This window comes from Terrabacter sp. P2_E3 (assembly GCF_056403915.1).
Genome location: NZ_JBFUEN010000016.1, coordinates 15,879 through 34,735 on the forward strand (window position 1 = coordinate 15,879; position 18,857 = coordinate 34,735).

At 72.2% G+C, this 18,857-nt stretch carries 13 protein-coding genes; 7 read left to right on the forward strand and 6 right to left on the reverse strand.

The annotated features are described in order from the left end of the window. Nucleotides 1-30 precede the first annotated feature (30 nt). The 3 genes from AC1DW8_RS18835 to AC1DW8_RS18845 form a co-directional block, all read right to left on the reverse strand. Nucleotides 31-2,109: an ArnT family glycosyltransferase gene (locus AC1DW8_RS18835; RefSeq protein WP_478095484.1), complete on the reverse strand. Its 2,079-nt coding sequence runs from the start codon at nucleotides 2,107-2,109 to the stop codon at nucleotides 31-33. Nucleotides 2,110-2,298: 189 nt separating this feature from the next. Beyond that, nucleotides 2,299-4,068 (reverse strand): sensor histidine kinase, encoded by a 1,770-nt coding sequence (locus AC1DW8_RS18840; protein ID WP_478095485.1) that lies wholly within the window; start codon nucleotides 4,066-4,068, stop codon nucleotides 2,299-2,301. Beyond that, nucleotides 4,046-4,783 (reverse strand): response regulator transcription factor, encoded by a 738-nt coding sequence (locus AC1DW8_RS18845; RefSeq protein ID WP_020142123.1) that lies wholly within the window; start codon nucleotides 4,781-4,783, stop codon nucleotides 4,046-4,048. The genes AC1DW8_RS18840 and AC1DW8_RS18845 overlap by 23 nt, the downstream gene beginning before the upstream one ends. Before the next feature lie 140 nt (nucleotides 4,784-4,923). Here AC1DW8_RS18845 and AC1DW8_RS18850 point away from each other — a divergent pair, with 140 nt between their 5' ends. Further along, nucleotides 4,924-5,703, forward strand: a complete 780-nt coding sequence (locus tag AC1DW8_RS18850) for a hypothetical protein (protein ID WP_478095486.1) — start codon at nucleotides 4,924-4,926, stop codon at nucleotides 5,701-5,703. Here the strand turns inward: AC1DW8_RS18850 and AC1DW8_RS18855 are convergent, their stop codons facing one another. After that, nucleotides 5,704-8,898, reverse strand: coding sequence for a response regulator (locus AC1DW8_RS18855; protein ID WP_478095487.1), 3,195 nt, complete (start codon nucleotides 8,896-8,898; stop codon nucleotides 5,704-5,706). A gap of 162 nt (nucleotides 8,899-9,060) precedes the next feature. On the opposite strand from AC1DW8_RS18855, the gene AC1DW8_RS18860 reads away from it, so the two are divergent. The 3 genes from AC1DW8_RS18860 to AC1DW8_RS18870 all read left to right on the forward strand — a co-directional run bounded on the left by AC1DW8_RS18860 (nucleotide 9,061) and on the right by AC1DW8_RS18870 (nucleotide 13,418). Then, nucleotides 9,061-9,810, forward strand: coding sequence for a VIT1/CCC1 transporter family protein (locus tag AC1DW8_RS18860; protein WP_478095488.1), 750 nt, complete (start codon nucleotides 9,061-9,063; stop codon nucleotides 9,808-9,810). 244 nt (nucleotides 9,811-10,054) lie between these two features. Beyond that, nucleotides 10,055-12,241 (forward strand): DEAD/DEAH box helicase, encoded by a 2,187-nt coding sequence (locus AC1DW8_RS18865; RefSeq protein WP_478095489.1) that lies wholly within the window; start codon nucleotides 10,055-10,057, stop codon nucleotides 12,239-12,241. Between the two features lie 127 nt (nucleotides 12,242-12,368). Further along, complete coding sequence (locus tag AC1DW8_RS18870) at nucleotides 12,369-13,418, forward strand: zinc-dependent alcohol dehydrogenase family protein (protein ID WP_478095490.1); 1,050 nt, start codon at nucleotides 12,369-12,371, stop codon at nucleotides 13,416-13,418. A gap of 13 nt (nucleotides 13,419-13,431) precedes the next feature. Here the strand turns inward: AC1DW8_RS18870 and AC1DW8_RS18875 are convergent, their stop codons facing one another. Next, entirely contained in the window at nucleotides 13,432-13,932 is a 501-nt protein-coding gene (locus tag AC1DW8_RS18875) for a GNAT family N-acetyltransferase (RefSeq protein WP_200958954.1), read from the reverse strand. A gap of 10 nt (nucleotides 13,933-13,942) precedes the next feature. Continuing rightward, entirely contained in the window at nucleotides 13,943-15,985 is a 2,043-nt protein-coding gene (locus AC1DW8_RS18880) for an NAD(+) synthase (protein WP_478095491.1), read from the reverse strand. Nucleotides 15,986-16,122: 137 nt separating this feature from the next. Here AC1DW8_RS18880 and AC1DW8_RS18885 point away from each other — a divergent pair, with 137 nt between their 5' ends. The 3 genes from AC1DW8_RS18885 to AC1DW8_RS18895 all read left to right on the forward strand — a co-directional run bounded on the left by AC1DW8_RS18885 (nucleotide 16,123) and on the right by AC1DW8_RS18895 (nucleotide 18,811). Further along, complete coding sequence (locus AC1DW8_RS18885; RefSeq protein WP_056772360.1) at nucleotides 16,123-16,551, forward strand: pyridoxamine 5'-phosphate oxidase family protein; 429 nt, start codon at nucleotides 16,123-16,125, stop codon at nucleotides 16,549-16,551. Between the two features lie 54 nt (nucleotides 16,552-16,605). Next, nucleotides 16,606-17,322: a hypothetical protein gene (locus AC1DW8_RS18890; protein WP_478095492.1), complete on the forward strand. Its 717-nt coding sequence runs from the start codon at nucleotides 16,606-16,608 to the stop codon at nucleotides 17,320-17,322. 64 nt (nucleotides 17,323-17,386) lie between these two features. Next, on the forward strand, nucleotides 17,387-18,811 hold the full coding sequence (locus AC1DW8_RS18895; protein ID WP_478095493.1) for a PepSY-associated TM helix domain-containing protein: 1,425 nt from the start codon (nucleotides 17,387-17,389) through the stop codon (nucleotides 18,809-18,811). Nucleotides 18,812-18,857: the final 46 nt, after the last annotated feature.

An 18,857-nucleotide genomic window follows, 5' to 3' on the forward strand; every position in this document is an offset into this window, starting at 1 on the left:
TCGTCACCCTCGTCACCGTCGTCGCCGTCGTCACTGGAGGGGCTGGGTCAGGTCGTAGAACGTCGAGCCGTCGATCGTCACCGAGGTGAAGTTCGCCTGCACCCACGAGCTGATCTCCGACGAGGCGCTGCTGCCACCGTTCTGGTTGCCGAATCCCCTTCCGCCACCGGCGAAGTAGTGGATCTGGCCGTTCACGACGTACTGCTGGAACTGCGCGAGCGTGGGGCTGGGGTCGGAGCCGTTGAAGCCGCCGATCGCCATGACGGGCAGCTGCGTGCCGAGCTGGAGACCGGCCGCCGTCTGGGATCCGACTGCTGCGGCGACCCACGTGTAGCTTCCGGCATCGGCCGAGAGGGCCGCGACGACTGCGGTGCTCGGCGTCGAGGCGTCGAGCAGACCGCCCATGCCGCCACCGGTTCCACCCGTCTGCGGACCGCCCTGCGTCGTGCCGTTGGCGCCCTGCTGGGTCGTGCCGGTCTGGCCCGGCAGCTGCGGCGGCGTGCCACCCATGCCGCCGCCACCGGGGCCCCGGCTCGACCCGGCGGGACCGGCCGTCACGATGGAGCCGCTGTGGCCCTGGGCGGTGGTCGAGACGGCATACGCCCCCGAGCCGGCCAGGCCGGCGACGAGCGCGGCGGCGAGGACGAACGGGACGGCGCGGGCGTGCATCCAGCGGGTCGCGAGGATGAGCAGGGCGGCAGCCATGCCGACCGCGAGGACCGAGATGCGCAGCCAGTCGCCGTAGGCCGTCGTCCGCGACAGGAGGATGAAGCTCCACGTCGCGGCGGCCGCGGTCGCGGCGGCGAGGGCGATGGTGCCGACCGCGCTCGAGCGGCGCTGCCAGGCCTCGACCGCACCCATGCCGACGACGGCACCGATCGCGGGGGCCAGGGCCACGGTGTAGTACTCGTGGAAGATGCCGGCCATGAAGGAGAAGACGAGCATCGTGACGACGAGCCAGCCTCCCCAGACGAGGTAGGCGGCGCGGCGCAGGTCGGTGCGCGGGCGACGGCCCCGCAGCCACAGGCCGGCCGCGAGGAGGATCAGCGCGCTCGGGATGAGCCACGAGATCTGGTCGCCGACACTCGAGGAGAACATCCGGAAGAGACCGGTCGAGCCCCACATGCCGCCACCCGCGGTCGCGCCGCCGCCGCCGACCGAGCCGGTCTCGTCACCGCTGAGGCGACCGAGGCCGTTGTAGCCGAAGGTCAGCTCGAGGAACGAGTTGGTCTGGCTGCCACCGATGTAGGGACGGGCCGAGGCCGGGACGAGCTCGACGATCGCGACCCACCAGCCGGCCGAGAGCACCATCGTGCCGACGGCGAGCAGCGAGTGGACGATCCGCTTGCGCAGCGTCGTCGGGGCGGCGATGAGGTAGGCGAGCCCGAAGAAGGGCACGACGAGCAGGACCTGGAGGGTCTTGGTCAGGAAGCCGAGGCCGATGAAGACGCCGACGATCATCATCCACTTCGGCGAGGCCTGCTCGATCGCCTTGATCGTGGCCCAGGCGCCGAGCGCCATGAGGAGCGTCAGGAGCGCGTCGGGGTTGTTGAAGGTGAACATCAGGGCCGCGACGGGTGTCAGCGCGAGGACGACACCGGCGATGAGTCCGGCCGCCGCACCGAAGTGGCGCTTGACCGTCGTGTAGACGACGCCGACGGTCGCGACGCCCATGAGCGCCTGCGGCAGCAGGATCGCGAAGGAGCTGAGGCCGAGGAGCCGCACCGAGAGGGCCATCACCCAGAGGGAGGCCGGCGGCTTGTCGACGGTGATCGAGCTCGCGGCGTCGGAGCTGCCGAAGAAGAAGGCCTTCCAGCTGTCGCTGCCGGCCTGGACGGCCGCGGAGTAGAAGGAGTTCGCGTAGCCGCTCGCCGTGAGGTTCCACATGTAGAGCACGAGCGTGACGAGCAGGAGGCCGAGGAGCGCGGGGCGCGCCCACGACGGGTCGGCGTCGGCTCCGCGCCACAGACGCTGGAGTCGGCCGGGACGACCCGCACGGCTGGCGGGATGCGTGGTCTGGGGGCGGGCGTCCGCCGGCCCGACGGGCGCCGGCGCGGTGCTGCCCGCTGTGCCGGTCGCGCCCGTGGTGGTGAGGGTCATCGTGTCCATGGCTCAACGTTCGGGCGGGCGGCTGTGCCGTTCCTATGACCCGACTTTGGTGCCGGCATGAGGTCCGGGTCGCACTCCGGGCTCACGCCGGAAGCGCGCCATGGCGCACGTCCGGCGGCGTCGAGGTCGGGATGACAGCGGGAAGTGCGCCACGGCGCTGGTCGGCCGGGAGGGTCCCCCGGGGCGCGGTCAGGGGGCGGCGGGGAGGAGCAGGCTGAAGGTCGTGTCGCCGGGGCGGCTGTCGAGCTCGACGTGACCGCCGTGCGCCTTGCTGACGGCGGCCACGATCGAGAGACCCAGACCGGTGCTGCCACCGGCTCGCACGCGGGCGTCATCGCCACGGGCGAAGCGCTCGAACACGTTGGGCTGCAAGGCATCCGGCACACCCGGGCCGTCGTCGTGGACGGCGACCCGCACCCACTCACCCTCGGGGCGCACCGACGTCGTGACGCGGGTGCCGTCCGGGGTGTGCGTACGCGCGTTGGCGAGCAGGTTGGCCACGACCTGGTGCAGGCGGGCACCGTCACCCGTCACCTCGACGGGCTCGGGCGGCAGGTCGAGGTCCCAGCGGTGGCCCGGCGATGCTGCGTGCGCGTCGCTCACGGCGTTGATGACGAGCATCGACATGTCGACCGTGGTCTCCTCGAGGGGGCGGCCGGCGTCGAGGCGCGCGAGCAGGAGCAGGTCCTCGACGAGCGAGCTCATCCGGTCGGCCTCCGACTCGATGCGGCCCATCGCGTGGGTCACCGTCGGCGGGACGGGGTCGGGCTCGCGGCGCGACAGCTCGGCGTAGCCCTTGATCGAGGCCAGCGGCGTGCGCAGCTCGTGCGAGGCGTCGGCGACGAACTGCCGCACCCGCTGCTCGCTCTGGTGGCGCGCGTTGAGCGCCTCGTCGACGTGGTCGAGCATCTCGTTGAAGGCGGCGCCCACCTGGCCCACCTCGGTTCGGGTGTCGGTGTCGGCGGGGTCGACCCGCTCGGCGAGCGCGACCTGGCCGGAGTCGAGCGGGGTCTGCGAGACCTTCGTCGCCGTCGCGGCGAGCCGACGGAGCGGCTCGAGGTTGCGTCGCACCAGCCACGTCCCGATCAGGGCCACGAGGATGAGGCCCGCCGCGACCGTGCTGATCGCGAGGACCACCATCTGCTGGACGGTGCGCTGCTGCTGCGCCATCGGTAGTCCGACCACGAGGACACCCGGCGACGCATCAGGTGACGTTGGAAGGCTCCCCCTCGGCCGGAGAGTCTGGTAGGTCGCGATGACGCGGTACGTCCCGAGGTTTCCACCGAGGTCGATGTCCGTGGCGTTGGGACCGAGTCCCGCCCCGGCAAGGACCTGCAGCTGGGCTGCGGTGAGGTTGGTCGGCTGCTTGTCCAGGGACGTTGCCTTCCCGATGTCCGTCGGGAACAGACCCGTCGGTTTCGTGGGGAGGAAGGCGTTGAGCCCTTCGTCGCCCGGCCCCCCGAAGCGCCGCTCATCGTCCCCGCTCACGCTGAAGTCAGGGAGGGGGCCCCCGCTCAGGATGCGCGAGAACGACTCGTGGAGCTGGTCGTCGACCTGTCCGGTCAGCTGGCGGTCGAGGGCGACGACGGTGAAGGCTCCGGTCGCGAGACTGAGGACGGTGAAGAGTGCGAGCATCGAGGCGACGAGCTTGGCGCGCAGCGTCCAGGCCGACCACGGCCGCGCCTGGCCACGCGCGTCAGCGAGCCGCCGGCCCAGCGGCACCCGGGCGTCGGCGTCGCCGTCCACGCCGTCCACGCCGTTCACGCCGTCCACGCCGTCCTCGGGACGCGGCGTGGCCCCGGAGGGTGCCGAGACGGCATACGTCATCGGGTCGTCGGTCTCGTCACGGAAGCCGACGCCCTCGGGGAAGATGTCGGGCGCGCCCGCACCGTCGTCGTCGGGCAGGTCCGCGCGGTCCGGCAGCTCGGTGCCTGCCTCAGGCGGCCGGCTTGAGGACATACCCGGCTCCTCGCATGGTGTGGATCATCGGCTCGCGACCCGCGTCGATCTTCTTGCGCAGGTAGGAGATGTAGAGCTCGACGACGTTGGCCTGGCCGCCGAAGTCGTAGTTCCACACGCGGTCGAGGATCTGCGCCTTCGAGAGGACCCGCTTGGGGTTGCGCATGAGGTAGCGCAGCAGCTCGAACTCCGTTGCGGTCAGGTGGATCTCCTCGCTGCCGCGCATCACCTCGTGGCTGTCCTCGTCGAGGGTGAGGTCACCGACGACCAGCACCGAGTCGGACGCCGACACGGCGATGGTCGTGCGGCGCATGAGGGCACGGACGCGTGCGACGACCTCCTCGAGCGAGAACGGCTTCGTGACGTAGTCGTCCCCGCCGGCGGTGAGGCCCGAGACGCGGTCCTCGACGGCGTCCTTGGCGGTGAGGAAGAGGACGGGCACGTTGCTGTTGTCGGCACGCATGCGTCGCAGCACCTCGAGGCCGTCGAAGTCGGGGAGCATCATGTCGAGCACGACGGCGTCGGGGTCGAACTCGCGGGCCGCGCGCACGGCCTCCATGCCGGTGCCGGCGGCGCGCACCTCCCAGCCCTCGTAGCGCAGGGCCATGCCGAGCAGCTCGGTGAGGTTGGCCTCGTCGTCGACGACGAGCACCCGCACCGGGGATCCGTCGAGTCGCTGGAGTCGGGCCGCTGCAGGCTTGGTCTTCTCGCTCATGTCATCCAGTGAAACCCCTGGGCCTGTGCCGTGACCAGTACCTTCCTGTGCGAATCCTGTGGAGTGACTGTCCCGAAGTCCCAGCGGCTCGATGGCTGCGCCACAGCACCCGCACAGGCAGCCGCCCGACCGTTGGCCCCATGAGCAACGAGTCCACGCCACAGGTCCCGGCGTCGCAGCCGACGCCCGCGCTGCCGCAGTTCGACCCGAACGCGCCGGCCGCCCACCACACCGACGACACCCAGCAGCTCCCGTCGGCGACGACGACCGAGATGCCGGTGACCCCGCCGGCCACGCCGTACGCGTATGCCGTGTCGCCGGGGGCCGCGACCCCCCTCGCCGGTCCCGACGTGCCGCTCTCACCCACCGGCCTGCCCGTCCGCGAGAGGGCGGTCCGCGAGAAGGCGGTCCGCGAGAACCCGGCCGGCGTCGCGGGGACCGGTGACGGTCCTCGCTGGAACGCGAAGAAGACCGCGGTGACCGCCGGGCTCGCGCTCGTGCTGACGTCTGCGGGCGCCATCGGTGCTGCAGCCGCCATGCCGGCCGGGTCGACGGGCGGGGACACGGGCTTCCGCGGCCCGGGCGGCGGCCGCGGCTTCCAGTTCCCCGGGGGCCAGCAGGGCCTGCAAGGCCTACAGGGTCAACAGGGTCAGCAGGGCCTGACGAACCAGAACCCCAACCAGCAGGGCACGACCCCGCAGCAGCTGCCCAACCTGCAGAACGGCGTGCCGGGTGGCGGACTGAGCGGCATCGACCCGAACCAGCTGGGCCAGCTCGACCCGCAGGACCTGCTCCAGCAGCTCGGTCAGGGCATCGACCCGTTCTCCGGCCAGGACCCCAGCCAGGACCCGAGCCAGGACCCGGGCCAGGACCCGGGCCAGGACGACTCGAGCTCGTCGGGAAGCACCACGACGACCTGATCAGCCACGCAGCGCTGCCGCGTACTCCTCGAGCGCCCTCGCCGCCCGGTCGACCTCGTCCTCGACCCGGGCGACGAGGGCTTCGTCGGCCAGGCGTCCCGCCGCCCCGAGGTCCTCGACCTGGTGGCACAGGTCGGCGAGGGCCGAGGCCCCGAGGTTGGAGGCGGTCCCCTTGAGCCCGTGCGCGATCCGGCCCTGCATCTGGGCGTCGCCCTCGGCGCGCGCGTCGACGAGGTCGGACAACCGCTGACGCGCACCCGAGCCGAAGCGATCGATGAAGCGCAGCAGCATCGAGGGGTCTCCGGGGTCGAGGTCGCGCAGCTCGTCGAGGCGGCTCAGGTCGAGCACCTCGGCGCCGGCCGCCGGCGCAGCAGCCGCCCCGGAACGCGGGCGCGGCGCGGGTCCCGAGCCGGTCCAGCGCTGCAGGGTCGAGGCGAGCAGCGCGACGTCGATGGGCTTGGTCAGGAAGTCGTCCATGCCCGCCTGCAGGCACCGCTCCCGCTCGCCGGCGATGGCCGAGGCGGTCATCGCGATGACCGGGAGGCGATGACCCGGCTCCTCCTGGGCCCGGATCGCCCGGGTCGCCTCGTAGCCGTCCATCTGGGGCATCTGGCAGTCCATGAGGACCGCGACGACGTCGTCACCCCGGGCGGCATGGGCCGCGACCCCCTCGACACCGTTGCCGGCGAGCACGACGGCGTAGCCCAGGCTCTCGAGGACACCCTGCGCCACCAGCTGGTTGACCTCGTTGTCCTCGACGACGAGGACCGTGCCGAGGTGCCCGTCGGGACCCGGCGGCGCGACGACGGACCTGGCCGTCGGGGGCTCGGGCACGAGGTGGCGACCGGCGACGTCGGCCATGGCGTCGAAGAGCGAGGACGGCATGACGGGCGCCGTCAGCGTCGCGTCGACGCCGGCCTCCTTGAGCGTCGCCACGTCAGGAGGCGGGACGTGCGCGCACACGAGCACGACGCGTACGCCCGCGAAGCGTTCGTCGGAACGGATCATCCGCGCGACCTGCAGCCCGCCTGCGCCCGAGCCGGGGTCGTCGAGCACGACGACGTCGAGCGGGGTGCCACCGCGGTCGGCCCGGTCGAGCTGGACGAGACCGTCGACGCCGGAGCCGGCCGACGTCACCGACATCGACCACGCGGAGAGCTGCTCCTCGACGCGGGCGCGGTGCGGCACGTTGGAGCCGACGACGAGCGCTCGGAGCCCCGACACGGCCGCGGCCTGCGACTCGGAGCGGCCGAGGCTGCGGGCCGAGGCCGGCTCGAACGCCGCGGTGAACCAGAAGGTGCTGCCCTCCCCCGGCTCGCTCTCGACGCCGATCTCACCGCCGAACGCCGTGACGATCTGCCGGCTGATGGCCAGGCCGAGCCCGGTGCCGCCGTACTCGCGGGTCGTCGACGAGTCGCCCTGGGAGAAGGACTCGAAGAGCCGGGACCGCACCTCGGGTGCGATGCCCGCCCCGGTGTCGGTGACCTCGACCCGCAGCACGGGTCCGGTGTCGGTCACGTGGTCGAGCGTGAGGTGGATGACGACGCTTCCCGAGTCGGTGAACTTCACGGCGTTGGTCGTGAGGTTGGCGACGACCTGCCCGAAGCGCACCGGGTCGCCCGAGACCATGAACGGCACGTCCGGACCGTGGGTCACCGAGAGGTCGAGCGACTTGGCCCGGGCCCGCTCGGCGAGCAGCGCGACGCCGCGTTCGAGCACCGCGGCCGGGTCGAAGTCGACCGACTCGAGCTCGAGCCGGCCGGCCTCGATCTTGGACAGGTCGAGGATGTCGTTGACGAGCTCGAGCAGCACGTGGCCCGCCTGGTCGATGCCGTCGGAGAGCCGTCGCTGGTGCGGGGTCAGCTCGGTGCGTCCGAGCAGCTCGCTCAGGCCGATGACGCCGTTGAGCGGGGTGCGGATCTCGTGGCTCATCGTCGCGAGGAACTCCGACTTGGCCCGGGAGGCCTCCATGGCGGCGTCGCGGGCCGCGGCGAGGTGCTCGGCGGTCCACTCGCGGTCGGCGACCCGGGCGAAGAGCGCGGTGATCTGCGTGATCGTCACGGCGTCGGACTCGACCGGCGGCGCCGCGCTGCGCATGTCGAGCACGACGACGCCCGCCACCCGGCCCTCGTGGACGATCGGCACGGCGACGATCGTCGAGCCCTCCGGCGACGGTTCGGCCACGACGGCGCGGCTCTGGGCGGCACGGGCGGCGAAGTCCAGGCCGACCTCGACCGGCAGCCGGCTCGACTCGGTGCCCTCAGGGGCCCGGACCGGCTCGCCGAGGGCTCCCTCGGCGTCGACGACGGTTGCGAGCACGGGGCGCCACGTCGTGTGGCGGGCCACCTCGACGAGCACGGCGGGCAATGCCTCGTCCAGCGTCGCGGCCTCGTTGGCGGCGGTCGCCATCGCCGTGACGAGGCCGAGTGCCTGCTCGGCGTCCTTCTTCTCCGTGATGTCCTGGGTCGTGCCGCCCATCCGGATCGCACGACCCTCGGGATCGCGCGTGACGAGCCCTCGACCGCGGATCCAGGCGATGTCACCGGACGTGCGGACCACGCGGGCGTCGAACTCGAACGAGTCCGTGGCGACGAGCGCCGCGCCGACGACCTCGGACACGTGGGCCCGGTCGTCGGCGTGGATGCGGGCGAGGAAGCCCTCGTAGGTGGGGGTGAGGTCGGTGCGGTCCAGCCCGTAGATGCGGTAGAGCTCGTCGGACCACGACACGCGGTCGGCCGTGACGTCCCACTCCCAGCTGCCGATCTTGGCGATCGACTGCGCCTCGGCGAGCTGGTCGAGCAGCTTGCGCTGCGCGCTGTGCTCGCTGACCCGGTGCATCCAGCCCCACCGCGCGCCCGAGTCGTCGACGAGCGGCGTGTGCGACACGAGCGCCCAGAAGCGGTTGCCGTGGGCGTCGAGGAGGCTGCACTCGATGTTGTCGCCGGGTTCGCCCCGGGCCGCGAGCTCCCCGAGGTGGTGGCGGAACTGCTCCTTGCCGATGTCGTCGACGGCGTCGAAGACCGAGAAACCGACCATGTCGTCGGGGTCACGACCGAGCAGCTCGGCCATCCGGGCGTTCGCGAAGAGGGTGCGCCCCTCCCCGTCGAAGACCCACAACCCGTCGGGCGAGGCGGCGACCATCCAGCGGAAGAGGTCGTCCCCCGCCGACTCGCGACCGCCCGCAATGCCCGACATGTCCCGATCCTCGCGCATGTGGGGCCGCGGCGCCCGGATGGCGCGCTCTTTTCGGCCCGGGAGGCCGGGCGAGGCGCAGGTGAGCCTCGCCTTCGGTGACAGCGTCCCCGGCGGGTGCCACGATCGACGGGCACCGCCCCACCGTCGATCGGAGCACCACCCATGTCCGACGTGCGAGCGTCCGACGAGCCCACGCCCCTCGACAACGGCCACGACCGGGAGGAGCCGCACGACGCCAACGTCGGCGCGCGCCTCAACTGGCTCCGGGCCGGCGTCCTCGGCGCAAACGACGGCATCGTGTCGACCGCCGGCGTCGTCGTCGGCGTCGCGGGTGCGACCGCCGACAAGGCCGCGATCATCCTCGCGGGCATCGCCGCCCTGTCCGCGGGTGCCATGTCGATGGCTGCCGGCGAGTACGTCTCGGTCAGCACCCAGCGTGACTCGGAGCGGGCGCTCCTGACGCTCGAGCGCAAGGAGCTGCACGAGGACCCCGAGGGCGAGCTCGAGGAGCTGACCCAGCTCTACCAGGCCAAGGGGATGCGACGCGAGCTGGCCGCCGAGGTCGCGCGCGAGCTCACGGCCCACGACGCGCTGACCGCGCATGCCGAGGCCGAGCTCGGCATCGACCCGACCGACCTGACCAACCCGTGGCACGCCGCCGGCGCCTCGATGCTCGCCTTCGTCGTCGGCGCCATCCTGCCGATGCTCACCATCACCTTCAGCCCGGCCTCGATCCGGATCCACGTCACCGTCGTCAGCGTCGCCGCGGCCCTCGCCCTCACCGGCGCGGTCAGCGCCCGCCTCGGACGCAGCCCGGCCACCCGGGCGGTCCTGCGCAACGTCGCCGGCGGCCTGCTCGCCATGGGCGTGACGTATGCCATCGGCGCGGTCGTCGGGGTCAACATCGGCTGAGCGCGCGGCCACTTCACGGCCTGCACGCGGCATACGACCCGATCAGCGCCCAGCGGGCTGTAGAGTCGAGGTGTCCCAAGCGCCCGTCCGTGGCGCAACCGCCGGTCCGGCGCTCGGGGCACAGGGCGCGCGATGCGCGTCCACCGGGACTCGAGCCGAGTCCGCCGCCGACACCGACCCAGTCAGGCACGGTGTCGTCCGGGGGCCCAGCCCGCTCGACGTCCTCCGCGTCATCAGGAGGAACATGGCAACGCGCGTCCGCCGCCGACCGACCGACGGCCAGGGCCCCAAGCAGGGGCAGAACGGCCAGAACCAGGGTCAGCGGAAGGCCACCCAGCGCAAGGACGACCCTGCGCCGCTCATCCCCGTGCTCGCACGGCGGGTCCGCGAGGTCGAGTCCCGCGTCTCGAGCAAGGGCAAGGCCAGCCCGACGAACCGGACCAAGTTCCTCGTCGTGGCCACACTCATGCGGTCCGAGCGCGCCCGGGTCCGCGAGGACGCGTCGATCCCGTCGGCCACGCGAGCCGACCTGCTCAAGCGCCTCGACGGCATCGCGACGATCCTCGCGCAGATCGCGGCCCGTGACACGAGCCTGCTCACGCTGCTCGACGCGAACGCCAAGCCCGGCCCCGCGGCCCAGCAGATGCGGCGCGACTGGCTCCTCGAGTCGGGCGCCGAGCTCGCCGAGGAGGACCTCGTCATCCAGGCGCCCGAGCCCCCGCGGCCGGTCGTCCCGCCGCAGATCGCGGCCCGCCAGGTGATGCCGCAGTCGGTGCCGTCGCGGGCGCTCGCCAACCCGTTCCTGACGCCCGACGTCGGTCGCGCCCAGAGCGACTACCTCCCCAACCGGCTCGCCGGGTGGGACCTGCTCAGCCCGCTGTACCGCGCCTTCGAGCAGGGCGCCGGCGGAGAGGCAGCGTCGATGGACCTGCCGCCGACGCCGCAGATCGACCGCTTCTCCCCACCCGGGTCGCAGCTCATGGTCCACCAGTCCCGCTTCCTCCAGAGCGTCCAGGAGGGCCACCGCACCTTCCTGCTCGCCGACGAGCCCGGTCTCGGCAAGACGGCCCAGTCGGTCATGGCCGCCTCGATCGCCGGCGCCTACCCGATGCTCGCCGTCGTGCCGAACGTCGTGAAGATCAACTGGGCCCGTGAGGTCGAGCGGTGGACGCCGCAGCGCCGGGTCACCGTCATCCACGGCGACGGCAACGACGTCGACGCCTTTGCCGACGTCTTCGTCGTCAACTACGAGATCCTCGACCGGCACTTCGGGTGGCTCTCGAGCTTCGGCTTCCGCTCGATGGTCGTCGACGAGGCCCACTTCATCAAGAACCTCCAGTCGCAGCGCTCCCAGCAGGTCCTGGCGCTCGGCGACCGGCTGCGGTCGACGACGCCCGGCGGCGACCCGCTCCTCATGGCCCTCACCGGCACGCCGCTCATCAACGACGTCAAGGACTTCGACGCGATCTGGCGCTTCCTGGGCTGGATCAAGGACGGCAAGCCGACCGCCGAGATCACGCGGCGCCTCGACGACACCGGGCACACGCCCGCCGACCGCGCCTTCTACCCGGAGGCCCGTCGCGCGGTCATCGACATGGGCATCGTGCGCCGCCGCAAGGTCGACGTCGCCAAGGACCTGCCCGACAAGCGCATCGCCGACATCACCGTCGAGCTCGACGACGACCTCGGTCGGTCGATCCGCGAGGCCGAGCGCGCCCTGGGTCGCCGTCTGGCCCAGCGCTACCAGTCCCTCCTGGCTGCCGGCGACGGTCGCGAGGAGGACGGCGAGCCCGACACCGCCCTCATGCGTCGGGTCGCCGCCGCGGAGCTGCGTGCCGCGTCGGCCGAGAAGGGCACCGACAACGTCTTCTCGCTCGTGCGCCGCATCGGCCAGGCCAAGTCGACGCTCGCCGCCGACTACGCCGTGCAGCTGTCGCACTCGGTGGGCAAGGTCGTCTTCTTCGCCAAGCACATCGACGTCATGGACGCCGCCGAGCGCGTCCTCGCCTCGGCCGGCCTGCGCACCGTGTCGGTGCGCGGCGAGCAGACCTCGAAGCAGCGCCAGGAGGCGATCGACGCCTTCCAGAAGGACCCCGAGGTCGCCGTCGCGGTCTGCTCACTCACCGCCGCCGGCGTCGGGCTCAACCTGCACGCCGCCTCCAACGTCGTGCTCGCCGAGCTGTCGTGGACCGCGGCCGAGCAGCAGCAGGCGATCGACCGGGTGCACCGCATCGGCCAGGACGAGCCCGTGACGGCCTGGCGCATCCTCGCGTCCGGCACCATCGACTCGAAGATCGCCGAGCTCATCGACGCCAAGCAGGGGCTCGCCGCGCGCGCCCTCGACGGCAGCGACGAGGACATCACGTCGGGCGACACGCTCCAGCTCGACGCCCTCGTCGAGCTGCTGCGCCAGGCCCTCGTCGAGCCCTGACGCCCAGCTGACTCGGGACCCTGGTCCCGTCCCGGCAGCCCCGGGGCGGGACGTATGGCCCTACCTCCTCACCGGTCCCCGCGATGGACTGGACCCGCGCCGCTGACCTGCGGCCCGAGGAGGAGACATGAGCACCATGCACGCGATCGTCTACCACGGCCCCGGCCGGAAGACCTGGGACGAGGTCCCGAAGCCGACGGTCCAGGCCGACACCGACGCCGTCGTCCGGGTCGACAGCGTGACCATCTGCGGCACCGACCTGCACATCCTCAAGGGTGACGTCGCGGCCGTCACCGAGGGTCGGATCCTCGGCCACGAGGCGGTCGGCACCGTCGAGGAGGTCGGCCCGGGTGTCAAGAACGTCAAGCCCGGCGACCGCGTGCTCGTCTCCTGCATCACCGCCTGCGGCGCGTGCCGCTACTGCCGTGAGAGCAGCTACGGCCAGTGCATCGGCGGCGGGGGCTGGATCCTCGGCCACACGATCGACGGCACACAGGCGGAGTACGTCCGCGTCCCCTTCGCGGACACGTCGACGTATGCCGTCCCCGAAGGAGTGACTGACGAGGAAGTACTCATGCTCGCCGACATCGGGCCCACGGGCTACGAGGTCGGTGTGCTGAACGGCCGGGTCCGTCCCGGTGACGTCGTAGCGGTGGTGGGCGCCGGCCCGGTCGGGCTCTCCGCCATCATGGGTGCCAAGCTCTTCAGTCCGGCGCACGTCGTGGCCATCGACCTGGCCGATGCCCGACTCGAGGCGGCCAAGCAGTTCGGGGCCGACATCACGGTGAACCCCTCCCGCGAGGACGCCGTCACGATCGTCCGGGACCTGACGCAGGGTCTCGGCGCCGACGTCGCCATCGAGGCGGTGGGGGTGGCATCGACGTTCGAGCAGTGCGCGGCTCTGGTGCGCCCCGGTGGCACCGTCGCCAACGTGGGCGTGCACGGCGGCCCGGCCACCCTGCACCTGGAGGACCTCTGGATCAAGAACGTCACCATCACGACGGGTCTCGTCGACACTTACTCGACGCCGACCCTGCTCCGGCTCCTGGCCACCCACCACATCGACCTGGCGCAGTTCGTGACGCACCGCTTCCCGATGGCCGACTTCCTCGACGCCTACGACACGTTCGCCCGCGCGGCGGACACCGGAGCCCTCAAGGTGGTGCTGACGCGCTGAGGGGCACGCGACGTCAGAGGTCGACGTGCATGATCCGCAGGCCCACGCGCTCCCCGGTCGGGAGCTCGTGGGCCCGCGGCACGGTGCCGACGACCGTGAAGCCGAGGCTCTCGTAGAGCCGCACCGCGCCGGTGTTGGTGGCGACGACGGCGTTGAACTGCATGGCGGCATAACCGGACTCGCGGGCCCAGTCGAGGGAGTCGACGACGAGCGCGCGCCCGGCGCCGAGACCTCGGGCCTCGGCCGACACCATGTAGCTCGCCGTCGCGACGTGCGACCCGGGGCCGGGACGGTTGCGCCCCATCTTCGCCGTGCCGAGGACGCGGTCGCCGTCGACCGCGACGGTGACACGCCCCCCGGGACCGTTCTCGAGCCAGATGCCGCGCGCCTCCGTCTCGGTGAGGTCGGTCGGGAAGGGGAAGGTGTCGCCCGCGCGGACGACCTGCTCGATGACGGGCCACACGAGCGGCCAGTCGGCCTCGTCGAAATCCCGGACAGTGATGGTGGAAGCCACTCGAATCGCCCTACTTCTCAGGAACATTCGCGTCCAGTTCACTCAGCCACGCCACCGACGTCGCGTCGGACGGCATACGCCAGTCACCCCGCGGCGACAGCGAGCCTCCCGCCACGACCTTGGGCCCGTTGGGCAGCGCGGAGCGCTTGAACTGGTTGGCGAAGTAGCGCTTGACGAAGACCTCGAGCCAGTGCCGGATCGTCGCGAGGTCGTATGCCGTCCGGTCGGCCTCGGGGTAGCCCGCGGGCCACTCCCCCGCCTCGCTGTCCCGCCACGCGTTCCACGCGAGGTAGGCGATCTTGGACGGGCGGTAGCCGCGGCGCAGCACGTGGAAGAGCGTGAAGTCCTGCAGGGCGTAGGGCCCGATCATCGCCTCCGTGCTCTGCGGCTTCTCGCCCTCCTTGGCCGGCACGAGCTCGGGCGTGATCTCGGTGTCGAGGATCGAGGTCAGCGTGCCGGCGACCTCCTCGTCGAACTGGCTCGACGACACGACCCAGCGGATGAGGTGCTGCATCAGGGTCTTGGGCACGCCGGTGTTGACGCCGTAGTGGCTCATCTGGTCGCCGACGCCGTAGGTGCACCAGCCGAGGGCGAGCTCGGACAGGTCGCCGGTGCCGAGGACGATGCCGCCGCGCTGGTTGGCGATGCGGAAGAGGTAGTCGGTGCGCAGGCCGGCCTGGACGTTCTCGAAGGTGACGTCGTAGAGCTCCTCGCCCCGGCCGAACGGGTGGCCCATCGCCTCGAGCATCTGGGTCGCCGCCGGTCGGATGTCGAGCTCCTCCCACGTGACCTCGAGCGACTCCATGAGCGCGATGCCGTTGCTCTTCGTGTGGTCGCTCGTCGCGAAGCCGGGCATCGTGAAGGCGAGGATGTCGCTGCGGGGCCGGTCGAGCCGGTCCATGGCCTTGGCCGCGACGATGAGCGCGTGGGTGGAGTCGAGGCCGCCGCTCACGCCGATGACGACCTTGGGCTGGCCGATGGCGCGCAGGCGCTGCTCGAGACCGGAGACCTGGATGTTGTACGCCTCGTAGCAGTCGAGCGCGAGGCGGTCCTCGTCGTCGGGCACGAAGGGGAAGCGGTCGACCTTGCGGAGCAGGCCGAGGTCGCCGGCCGGCGGGTCGAGCTCGAGCTCGACGGTGCGGAAGCCGTCGGTGCGCGCGGCGTGGGTGCGGCGGTTGTCGTCGAAGGTGCCCTGCCGCTGGCGTTCCTGGCGCAGCAGGTCGAGGTCGATGTCGGCGACGGAGGCGCGGGCACCCTCGGGGAAGCGCTCGCTCTCGGCGAGGAGGGCGCCGTTCTCGTAGACCATCGTCATGCCGTCCCACGACAGGTCGGTCGAGCTCTCGCCCTCGCCGGCCGCGGCGTAGAGGTAGGCGGCGAGGCAGCGGCCCGACGCGCTGCGGGCGAGCAGGTGACGGTCCTCGGCGCGCGAGACGGTGATCGGCGAGCCGGAGAGGTTGGTGAGGATCGTCGCGCCGGCGAGCGCCGCCTCGTGGCTCGGCGGGACGGGGACCCACATGTCCTCGCAGACCTCGACGTGCAGGACGAAGCCCGGCACGTCGGTGGCCCGGAAGAGCAGGTCGGGGCCGAACGGCACCCGGTCGCCCGCGACGTCGATCGTCTGGCCGCGCTGGTCGTCGCCGGGCGCGAAGTGCCGCCGCTCGTAGAACTCGCGGTAGTTCGGCAGGTAGGACTTCGGCGCGACACCGAGGATGCGACCGCCGTGGATGACGACGCCGCAGTTGTAGACGCGCGAGCCCTTCTCCAGCGGCGCGCCGACGATGACGACGGGGCGGAGGTCAGCGGTGGCCTCGGCGATGCGGGCCAGGGCGTCGTCGACGGCGTCGAGGAGCGGGTCCTGCAGGAGCAGGTCGTCGATGGCGTAGCCCGACAGGCACAGCTCCGGGAAGAGCACGAGGCCGACACCCTCGTCGTCGAGCTCGCGCAGCTGCGTGATGACGGCGTCGGCGTTGCGCTCGGGGTCGACCGCCACGATCGGCAGGGTGCACGCGGCAACGCGGGCGAAGCCCTGGGCCCAGGAGCTGTAGAAGTCCATGGGCACAGTCAATCGCACGCCGTGCGGGCAGTGCGTGTGACGCGGGACTCGCCGCGAGCGCGGGCGTGTCCGGGACCATCTTTACTACCATCAGTAGTAGTCGGACACTCGCCCGACGAGCAACCGAGGAGGTCACCATGTCGGACCAGAACCCGGTCCACGTCCTTCACCCGGAGGAGTCCTGGGGCTTCCTCCGCGCCCACGAGTTCGGCCGCCTGGCCTTCCACCTCGTCGGTGAGGTGCACCTGACGCCGATCAACTACGCCCTCGACGGCGAGCGCATCGTCTTCATGACGGCCGAGGGCAGCAAGCTCTTCGGCGTGACGGCCAACCCCGACGTCGCCTTCGAGGTCGACGAGATCGTCGGTGAGCGCGCCACGAGCGTCATCTGCCGGGGCCGGGCGCGCACCCTGGAGGGACAGGCCGCCTACGTCGTCGAGCGCCTCCCCGTGCGGCCGTGGGTCGACACCCCGAAGTCCGTCGTCGTCGCGATCGAGGTCGACGAGATCTCCGGACGCCGCTTCGACCTCACGAGGCCGTGGCTGCGGGACCTGCCCACGGGCTGACCGCCTGACCGCCTGACCGCTGGGCAGGCACGCGCCCTCGTCTACCCTTGGCGCGTGCCCACGTCCGCCCGGAGCCCGCGCGCGCAGGCCCTGCGCGCGCTCGTGCTGGCGCTCGTCGCCTCCGGCGGAGCCACGGCCGCGCACGCGGTCGGTGGCGGCCACCTCGTCTCGGGCGTCGGCGTCCTCGTGGCGACGGCCCTCCTGACCGGCGCCACCCTGCCGTTCGTGCGCTTCGGCCTGACGGCCGTCCGGTCCGCGGTCCTGCTCGCCGCCCTCCAGGTGGCTGCGCACGTCGTGCACGGCCTCGCGGCGATGGCCGTGGGCTCCCCCGTCCACGGGACCGGCGGCGGCCCCTCCCACGCGGCACACGGCATACGCCCCCTCGGTCGCATCGACACGGGCAGCGGCACGGTCGCCGGCGCGGCTGACCCGGGTGGCGCGGTCGCGACGAGCGCGCTCACCGACCTGCTCCCCTCCCCGACGATGCTGCTCGCGCACGTCGCGGCTGCGGTCACGATCGGCGTCCTGCTGACCCGCAGCGAGGAGTCGTGGCGGGTCGCCTGCGCACTCGTGGCCACGGTCGGCGTCGCGCTGACCCGTGCGGTGCTGTCACTCGCCCACGGCGCCGGTGCCCTGATCCACGCTGTCGTTGCCAGGTGTGCGGGACTCCGCGACCCGCGACCTCGGCCGTCGGACGTGCGAGTCCCGGCCGACGTGTGGCGCGCCCGCACCCCGGTGCGTCGCGGCCCGCCCGCCTTCCTCCTCACCTGACACCACCTCGCAGCGCCGGCCACCACCCGGCCGCTGCCCCCTACCGTCATGCCCGAGGAGCACCATGTCCGTCATCGATCCCGCACGTCCGAAACCCCTCGCCCGCAAGGGTGCCCGCCCGACCACCGGCCTGTTCCGCGCCTTCTGGCGGTGGCACTTCTACGCCTCCGTCGTCGTCGTCCCGGTCCTGCTCGTCCTCGCCGTCACCGGCCTCGTCTACCTCTTCCGTTTCCAGATCGAGCCGCTCGTCCACCCGGACCTCATGCGCGTCGACCACGCGGAGGGTCAGCTGACGCAGCCGTGGCAGACCCAGCTCGAGGCGGTCCAGGAGGCGTCTCCGGGGGCCACCGTCGTCTCGTTCACGGAGCCGACCGGCGCCGACGCCAGCGCCCGCTTCACCGTCGAGACGGCCGAGGGCCTGACCCGCGATGTCTTCGTCGACCCCTATACGGTGCGGGTGCTCGGCTCGCTCGACCCGGACTCGACGATCAGCGGCACCGCCGTGCGCCTGCACGCCGACCTCATGGCCGGCCGGATCGGCGACACCGTCATCGAGCTCGGCGCGTGCTGGGCGATCGTCATGGCCGTCACCGGCTACTACCTCTTCGTCCGCGGTCGGCGGGCGCGGCGTCGGCAGCGTGAGGTCGATGCACCCGGCGCCTGCCTGCGGACGACCCACGCCCGCACCGGAGCGTTCGTCGGCGCCGGGCTGCTGCTCCTCGTCGTCTCGGGCCTGCCGTGGACCGGCATCTGGGGCGAGCAGGTGCAGAAGCTGGCCACCGACCGCGGCACGTCGATGTGGGCCGAGGACCCGGGCGCCCTGTCCAACCCGACCTCGACCTTGGACGAGTCGCTACCGCACAGTCACCACGCCGTCCCATGGGCACAGGGCAAGAGCCTTGTGCCGCAGTCGGATCCGGTCTCGGCCGGAGACGAGGTCAGCGTCGCGAACCTCGACACCGCAGTGGAGGTGGGTGACCGTTCGGGGCTGGCGCACCCGGTGACGGTCGCGCTGCCGTCGGACGACCGCGGCGTCTACTCGGTCATCGGCTACGCCTTCGAGGACCCCGGGGCCGAGCGGACCGTGCACGTCGACCGCTTCGGCGGCCAGGTCGTGAGCACGTACGGCTACGACGACTACCCGGCGCTCGCAAAGGTCGTCAGCCAGGGCATCGCCGTCCACGAGGGGCGCCGCTTCGGCACGCTGAACTTCTGGCTCACCGCGCTCTTCTGCGTGGCCGTCGTCGTGTCGTGCGTGACCGGGCCGGTCATGTGGTGGCGCCGCCGTCCGCGCGGCTCGGGTGCCGTCGGCGCACCCCGAGGGCGTATGCCGCTCGCCTCCTCGCCGCTGCTCGCCGTGCTCGTCGTGGGGCTGGCGGTCCTGCTGCCGGTCTTCGGGGCGTCACTCGTCGTCGTGCTGCTGCTCGACCGCGTCGTCATCCGGCGAGTGCCGCGCCTGCGCCAGGCGTTCAACACCGCCGACCGGTAGCGGTCACGACAGGTGCACGCTCACCCCAGAGGTGCCCGGTCCCCGC

What these genes read in the sequence shown, in the direction of transcription:
- AC1DW8_RS18835 (WP_478095484.1), bottom strand. Translation starts at nt 2,109, where the DNA reads ATGGACACGATGACCCTCACCACCACGGGCGCGACCGGCACAGCGGGC.
- AC1DW8_RS18840 (WP_478095485.1), bottom strand. Translation starts at nt 4,068, where the DNA reads ATGTCCTCAAGCCGGCCGCCTGAGGCAGGCACCGAGCTGCCGGACCGC.
- AC1DW8_RS18845 (WP_020142123.1), bottom strand. Translation starts at nt 4,783, where the DNA reads ATGAGCGAGAAGACCAAGCCTGCAGCGGCCCGACTCCAGCGACTCGAC.
- AC1DW8_RS18850 (WP_478095486.1), top strand. Translation starts at nt 4,924, where the DNA reads ATGAGCAACGAGTCCACGCCACAGGTCCCGGCGTCGCAGCCGACGCCC.
- AC1DW8_RS18855 (WP_478095487.1), bottom strand. Translation starts at nt 8,898, where the DNA reads ATGTCGGGCATTGCGGGCGGTCGCGAGTCGGCGGGGGACGACCTCTTC.
- AC1DW8_RS18860 (WP_478095488.1), top strand. Translation starts at nt 9,061, where the DNA reads ATGTCCGACGTGCGAGCGTCCGACGAGCCCACGCCCCTCGACAACGGC.
- AC1DW8_RS18865 (WP_478095489.1), top strand. Translation starts at nt 10,055, where the DNA reads ATGGCAACGCGCGTCCGCCGCCGACCGACCGACGGCCAGGGCCCCAAG.
- AC1DW8_RS18870 (WP_478095490.1), top strand. Translation starts at nt 12,369, where the DNA reads ATGAGCACCATGCACGCGATCGTCTACCACGGCCCCGGCCGGAAGACC.
- AC1DW8_RS18880 (WP_478095491.1), bottom strand. Translation starts at nt 15,985, where the DNA reads ATGGACTTCTACAGCTCCTGGGCCCAGGGCTTCGCCCGCGTTGCCGCG.
- AC1DW8_RS18885 (WP_056772360.1), top strand. Translation starts at nt 16,123, where the DNA reads ATGTCGGACCAGAACCCGGTCCACGTCCTTCACCCGGAGGAGTCCTGG.
- AC1DW8_RS18895 (WP_478095493.1), top strand. Translation starts at nt 17,387, where the DNA reads ATGTCCGTCATCGATCCCGCACGTCCGAAACCCCTCGCCCGCAAGGGT.